This window comes from Streptomyces triticisoli (genome assembly GCF_003270085.1).
Lineage (GTDB): Bacteria > Actinomycetota > Actinomycetes > Streptomycetales > Streptomycetaceae > Streptomyces > Streptomyces triticisoli.
Genome location: NZ_QFDQ01000218.1, coordinates 1 through 6,041 on the forward strand (window position 1 = coordinate 1; position 6,041 = coordinate 6,041).

The 6,041-nt window shown below is 74.5% G+C and carries 7 protein-coding genes; 3 read left to right on the forward strand and 4 right to left on the reverse strand.

The genetic code is table 11. The features are described from left to right. Nucleotides 1-64: 64 nt before the first annotated feature. Genes DEP02_RS26625 through hypA form a run of 3 tightly spaced genes read left to right on the forward strand, consistent with a single transcriptional unit; the run spans nt 65 to nt 1,597 of the window. Nucleotides 65-646 carry a NifU-related iron-sulfur-binding protein gene (locus tag DEP02_RS26625; RefSeq protein ID WP_112470226.1) on the forward strand — a complete coding sequence of 194 codons (582 nt, stop codon included), beginning with the start codon at nt 65-67 and terminating at the stop codon, nt 644-646. Beyond that, entirely contained in the window at nt 643-1,233 is a 591-nt protein-coding gene (locus DEP02_RS26630) for a DUF5947 family protein (protein WP_112470227.1), read from the forward strand. The genes DEP02_RS26625 and DEP02_RS26630 overlap by 4 nt, the downstream gene beginning before the upstream one ends. Nucleotides 1,234-1,240: 7 nt before the next feature. Beyond that, complete coding sequence (hypA, locus tag DEP02_RS26635; RefSeq protein WP_112470228.1) at nt 1,241-1,597, forward strand: hydrogenase maturation nickel metallochaperone HypA; 357 nt, start codon at nt 1,241-1,243, stop codon at nt 1,595-1,597. Nucleotides 1,598-1,664: 67 nt separating this feature from the next. Here hypA and hypE read toward each other — a convergent pair whose 3' ends face one another. From hypE to hypF, 4 genes are all read right to left on the reverse strand, one after another. Further along, nucleotides 1,665-2,654, reverse strand: a complete 990-nt coding sequence (gene hypE / locus DEP02_RS26640; protein WP_232839289.1) for a hydrogenase expression/formation protein HypE — start codon at nt 2,652-2,654, stop codon at nt 1,665-1,667. Between the two features lie 85 nt (nt 2,655-2,739). Continuing rightward, the gene (gene hypD / locus DEP02_RS26645) at nt 2,740-3,900 is read right to left on the reverse strand and encodes a hydrogenase formation protein HypD (protein WP_112470230.1); all 1,161 of its coding nucleotides are present in this window, start codon (nt 3,898-3,900) and stop codon (nt 2,740-2,742) included. Beyond that, nucleotides 3,897-4,232 (reverse strand): HypC/HybG/HupF family hydrogenase formation chaperone, encoded by a 336-nt coding sequence (locus tag DEP02_RS26650; RefSeq protein WP_112470231.1) that lies wholly within the window; start codon nt 4,230-4,232, stop codon nt 3,897-3,899. Before DEP02_RS26650 ends, hypD begins: the two co-directional genes overlap by 4 nt. A gap of 32 nt (nt 4,233-4,264) precedes the next feature. Beyond that, the coding region (gene hypF, locus DEP02_RS26655; RefSeq protein WP_112470232.1) for a carbamoyltransferase HypF at nt 4,265-6,041 on the reverse strand (1,777 nt) is incomplete at its 5' end.

Sequence of the window (6,041 nt, forward strand, 5' to 3'; positions counted from 1 at the left end):
CACATGTACACCGGCAACGGCAGAACACTCACCGTAAAACACTCACCCACCTACGGAGCCGGCCATGACTGAGCCGCGACAGGACGCGTCCGCCGGGCGGCTCGCCGACCCGGAGGTCGAGGCGCGGCTCGCCCGGCTGGACGAGCTGCTGGCGGGGCTGGAGACCGCGCCGGGACCGACCGTGCAGTCGGCTCTCGAGGCGGTGCGGCTGCTGACCGAGGTGTACGGCGAGGCACTGGGCCGTGTGCTGGACCGGGCGAGCGACGAGCTGGCCCGGTGGCTGGCCGAGGACGAACTGGTGGGGCATCTGCTGGTGCTGCACCGGATCCATCCCGAGCCGGCCGAGCGCCGGGCCGCCCGCGCGGTCGAACGGCTGCGGCCGGCCGTGCGGGAGCGCGGCGGTGACGTCGAGTGGGTCGGTGTGGACGAGCAAGTGGCCCGGGTGCGGGTGAGCACGGGCGGCGGGTGCGGCCGCGGTACGGCCGACGTCACCGACGCGGTGCGCGCGGCCGTGCTCGCCGCCGCACCGGAACTGACCGCGGTGGAGCCGGTGCCGGACGCGTCCGGGAAGCGGTCGGCTCCCGCGTTCGTACCGCTGGAGGCACTGGCGCGGCGCGGCGGCCCACGGGCGCGGGAGGCGCGGTGACGGCGGACGGGGCGCTGGCCCGGGTCATCCGCTCCTCGGCCGGGCGGACGGCACCGGGCGAGGTGTGCGAGCTGTGCGCCGCGCCGGTGCCCGAGGAGCACCGTCACCTCTACGACACCGTCGAGGCCGAGGTGCGGTGCGCCTGCGGTCCCTGTTCGGTGCTCTTCACCGACAGCGGGGCGGGCGGCGGGCACTTCCGGCTCGTGCCCCGGCGCCGGGTGCGGCTTCCCCGGATCGACACGGCGGCGCTGGGCGTGCCGGTCGGTCTGGTGTTCTTCGTGCCGCGTGCCGACGGCACGGTCACCGCGCAGGGTCCGAGCCCGGCGGGGGCCATGCGGTGGGAGGTGGACGCGGCGGCCTGGCGGCGGCTGGCCGACCGGTTCCCGCAGCTCGCCACGGTGGAGCCGGAGGTGGAGGCGCTGCTGGTCAACACCGTCCAGGAGTTCGACCACCACTGGATCGTGCCCATCGACGACTGCTTCCGGATGGTCGCCATGGTCCGCCGCGAGTGGCGGGGCCTGTCCGGCGGGGGCCGGGTGTGGCCCGCCGTCCAGAGGTTCTTCGCGGAGCTCACCGAACGGAGTTGAGGCGGCCGTGCACGAGTTGTCGATCGCGACCGCGATCGTGGAGCGGGCCGACGAGTTCGCCCGCGCCGAGGGGACGGAGACCGTCTCGGCGGTGACGGTGCGGGTGGGCGAGCTGGCCGGTGTCGTACCCGACGCCCTGAGCTTCGCCTTCGAGGTGGCCCGGGAGGGCACCGCGCTGGCCGGGGCCCGGCTCGTCGTGGAGCAGGTGACCGCGCACGCGTACTGCGTGCCGTGCGACCAGGAGTTCCCGGTGGGCATGCCCCCGTTCTTCTGGTGCCCGCACTGCGACCGGCCGTCGCAGGACCTGCGCAGCGGACGGGAGTTGGAGATCACCGGGATCGAACCCGGTCCGGTTCCGGCCTGACCGGCCGCCCGGACACGTACGACCCCGCCGGTGCCCGACGCACCGGCGGGGTCGTACGTGCGAACAGTCAGCAGATGCGCGGCAGTTGCTCGCCGAGCGGCAGGTCGACGACCCGGGTGCCGCCGAGGCCCGTCGCGACCACGACCATGCCGGGGTGGTCGGCGACGCACTCGCCGATCAGTGTGGCACCGCCGCCCTGCGGGTGGGCGCGCATCGCCGCCAGGACGGCCTCGGCCCGAGCGGGGGGCACGAAGGCGACGAGCCGGCCCTCGTTGGCGACGTACAGCGGGTCCAGGCCCAGGAATCCGCAGGCGTTGACGACCGCCTCCGGGACCGGGATGGCACGCTCCCGCAGCCGCACGCCGGTGCCGGAGGCGCGGGCGATCTCGTTGAGGGACGCGGCGAGCCCGCCCCGGGTGGGGTCGCGCAGCACGTGGATGTCCGGGGTGACGGCCAGCATGGCCGCCACCAGGTCGGCCAGCGGCGCGGTGTCGCTGGCGACCTCGACGCCGAACTCCAGGCCCTCCCGCACACTCATGATGGCCACGCCGTGCAGGCCGATCGGACCGCTGACGATGACGGCGTCGCCCGGCCGGGCCCGCTGCGGGCGGATGTCCACGCCTTCGGGGACGAGGCCGACACCGGCGGTGGTGACGTACACGCCGTCGCCGTGTCCGGCCTCCACGACCTTGGTGTCGCCGGTGGCCACGATGACGCCGGCGGCCTCGGCCGCCGCGCCCATGGCGCGTGCGACCCGGTCGACCACGGTCAGCTCCACGCCCTCCTCCAGGACGAAGGCCGCGGAGAGGCAGGCGGGCCGGGCGCCGCTCATCGCCAGGTCGTTGACGGTGCCGTTGACCGCCAGGTCGCCGAGGCTGCCGCCGGGGAAGAACAGCGGCCTGACGACGTAGGAGTCGGTGGAGAACGCCAGCCGGGTGCCGCCGAGGTGGAGGACCGCGGAGTCGCCCATGGCGGCGAGGGTGGGGTTGCCGTAGGCCGGGGCGAAGACGTCCTGGATCAGTTCGGCGGACAGGGCGCCGCCTCCGCCGTGGCCCATCACCACGACGGGCTGGTCGCGCAGGGGGGCGGGGCAGGTCCAGTTCGCGGGGTCGACGGGGGCCTCGGCCGCCGCGGAAGCGAGGTCAGCCAACGGGGTTCATCTCCTCCTGCGGGGCACGGGAACCCTGCGGCGCCGGAGCGGCCGGTGAGGTCTGTCCGTTCAGCCGGCGGTACAGGTAGTAGGCGGCGCAGGCGCCCTCGTTGGAGACCATGGTGGCGCCGAGCGGGGTGCGCGGGGTGCAGGTGGTGCCGAACGCGGAGCACTCGGTGGGCTTGATCAGCCCCTGCAGGACCTCGCCGGCCCGGCACACGGCGGGCTCCTCGGTGCGGATGCCCTCGACGTCGAAGCGGTGCTCGGCGTCGAAGGCGCGGAAGGCGTCCGACAGCCGCCAGCCGCTGGCGGGGATGCGTCCGATGCCGCGCCAGGAGCGGTCGGCGACCTCGAAGACCTCCTCCAGCATGCGCAGGGCGGCCGGGTTGCCCGTCTCGCGCACGGCGCGCGGGTAGGCGTTGTCCACCCGGTGCTCGCCGCGCTCCAGTTGGTGGACGGCGCGGCGGATGCCCTCGAGGATGTCCAGCGGTTCGAAGCCGGTGACGACGATGGGGACGCGGTGCCGCTCGGCCAGGTCCGGGTACTCGGCGGTGCCCATGACGCTGCACACGTGCCCGGCGGCGAGGAAGCCCTGCACCCGGCACTCCGGAGCCGTCATGATCGCCTCGATGGCCGGTGGCACCCGCACGTGGGAGACCAGGAGGCTGAAGTTGTCCAGGCCCAGGCGGCGGGCCTGGTGCACGGCCATGGCGTTGGCGGGGGCGGTCGTCTCGAAGCCGATGGCGAAGAAGACCACCTGGCGGCCGGGGTTCTGCCGGGCCAGCTGGAGGGCGTCCAGCGGCGAGTACACCACGCGTACGTCGCCGCCCTCGCCCTTGACCCGGAACAGGTCCCGGTCGGTGCCCGGCACCCGCAGCATGTCGCCGAACGAGCAGAAGATCACCTCGGGCCGGGCGGCGATCTCCAGCGCCTTGTCGATGACCTCGAGCGGCGTCACACACACCGGGCAGCCGGGGCCGTGGATCAACTCCACTTCCTCCGGCAGCAGTTGGTCGATGCCGTGCCGGATGATCGAGTGGGTCTGGCCGCCGCAGACCTCCATCAGTGCCCACGGCCGGGTGACGGTCGCGCGGATCTCGTCGAACAGCCGCCGGGCCAGCTCGGGGTCGTTGAACTCGTCGATGTACTTCATCGGGCCTCACTTCCGCTCTTCTCGCGTTCCCCGGCCCCGGCGGTGTGCGGGGCCGCGCTGCCGGCCTGCTCGGCCGCCTGTTCCCAGGCGTCGCCGAACTCCTCCTCCAGCAGCCCCAGTTGCTCGAACAGCTCCAGGGACGCCCGGGCCGACTCCTCGTCCAGACGCTGCAGGGCGAACCCGACGTGGACGATCACGTACTCCCCCACCTTCAGGTCGGGCAGGTATTCGAAACACGCCTGTTTCTGCACTCCACCGAAGTCGACCAGGCCGGTGAGGGGGTCGGATCGGTGGTCGATGGCCACGACTTTGCCGGGCACTGCCAAACACATGGGTCACTCCGTCTCGTCGCTGTAGGGCGGCTTCAGGTACGCCGTCCGTCCTGTCGTTCGTGGGCCGCGACCACGAGCTGTCCGAGGGCCAGTCCGCCGTCGGTCGGCGGGACTTCGCCGTGGCGCAGTACCGTGAAGCCGTCACCGGCCAGGAGCGCGGCGCACTCCTCCTCCAGCAGGCCGTTGGCGAAGACGCCGCCGCTGAGGACGACGGTGGTCAGGCCGGTGGCCACGCGGGCGCGCCGGCAGATCTCCGCCACGGCTCGCGCGACGCCCCGGTGGAAGCGCGCGGCGAGAACCGGTACCGGGGTGCCGCGGCGCTGGTCGGCGAGGAGTTCCCGCAGCATGGGCGCCGGGTCGCAGCCCAGAGGGCCGGGGCCGTCGGTGAGTCCGAAGGGGTACGCCGCCCTGTCCGCGTCCTGGGCGGCGGTGGCGGCCGCCTCCAGTTCCAGCGCGGCCTGCGCCTCGTATCCGGCGCGGTGGCACACGCCCACGAGGGAGGAGACGGCGTCGAAGAGCCGGCCCATGCTGGAGGTGGGCACGCAGGCCAGGTTCCGCTCCAACTGCTTTTGGAGTACGGACAGTTCCTCGGGGGTGCAGGCGGCGACGGGGGGCAGGCCGGTGTCCCACGGCAGTCCGGCGGCCCACAGCCGGGCCAGTGCGAGGCGGCACGGGTTGGCCACGCCGGCGTCGCCGCCGGGCAGGGGGGCGGGGGTCAGGTGGGCGAAGCGGCGGTGGCCGGCGTAGTCGGCGAGCAGGACCTCACCGCCCCATACGGTGCCGTCGTCGCCGTATCCGGTGCCGTCGAAGGCGACGCCGATCACGGGGGTGGTGCCGTCGAGGCCGTGTTCGGCCATCGCGGAGGCGATGTGCGCGTGGTGGTGCTGGACCAGCACCGGGCGCTGCTGCGGCAGTCGGTCCGCGCGCCGGCGGGCCCAGCCGGTCGAGTGGTAGCCGGGGTGGCGGTCGGCGGCCACCAGGGCGGGGGTGACCCCGGTCAGGCTCAGCAGGTGCTGTTCGGCCCGCTGGGCGGCCCGAAGGGTGGTCAGGTCGCCCATGTCGCCGATGTGCGGGCCGAGCCAGGCGTGGTCGCCGTCGCCGACGCAGGGCACGTTCTTCAGGTCGCCGCCCACCGCGAGCGCGGGGCGCACCGGGATGGGCAGGCGCAGCGGGCGGGGCACGTAGCCGCGGGAGCGGCGCAGCACCTGTTCGGTGCCGTCGGGGCGCACCCGTAGCAGGGAGTCGTCGCAGGGCGAGGCGATGGGGCGGTCGTGGGCGAGCCAGGCGTCGGCGAGTCCGGCCAGCCGGGTCAGTGCCTCGTCGTCGTCGGTGACGATGGGCTCGCCGGAGCGGTTGCCGCTGGTCATCACCAGCACGCGGGGGCCAGGGGGATCGCCGGGCAGCCCGAACAGCAGGGTGTGCACGGGGGTGTAGGGCAGCATCACGCCGACGTGGGGGCTGCCCGGGCAGACCTCGTCGCACAAGCGCGGCCCGTCCGGCCGGGCGTTGCGGCGCAGCAGGACGATGGGGCGCCTCGGGCCGGTGAGCGCGGCCCGTTCGCGGTCGGTGGGGTCGGCGATCCGCTCGACGGTGGCGAGGTCGGGGCACATCACCGCGAACGCCTTGCCGCCGCGTTCCTTGCGGGCGCGCAGGGTGGTGACGGCGCGGGCGTCGGTGGCGTCGCAGGCCAGGTGGTAGCCGCCGAGGCCCTTGACGGCGACGATCCGGCCGGCGGCGAGCAGGGCGCGGGCCGCAGCCAGGGCGCCGGCGTCCCGGGCCGGGCGGGCGCCGCTGCCGTCGGCGGGGATC

What these genes read in the sequence shown, in the direction of transcription:
- DEP02_RS26625 (WP_112470226.1), top strand. Translation starts at nt 65, where the DNA reads ATGACTGAGCCGCGACAGGACGCGTCCGCCGGGCGGCTCGCCGACCCG.
- hypE (WP_232839289.1), bottom strand. Translation starts at nt 2,654, where the DNA reads ATGGGCCACGGCGGAGGCGGCGCCCTGTCCGCCGAACTGATCCAGGAC.
- hypD (WP_112470230.1), bottom strand. Translation starts at nt 3,900, where the DNA reads ATGAAGTACATCGACGAGTTCAACGACCCCGAGCTGGCCCGGCGGCTG.
- DEP02_RS26650 (WP_112470231.1), bottom strand. Translation starts at nt 4,232, where the DNA reads ATGTGTTTGGCAGTGCCCGGCAAAGTCGTGGCCATCGACCACCGATCC.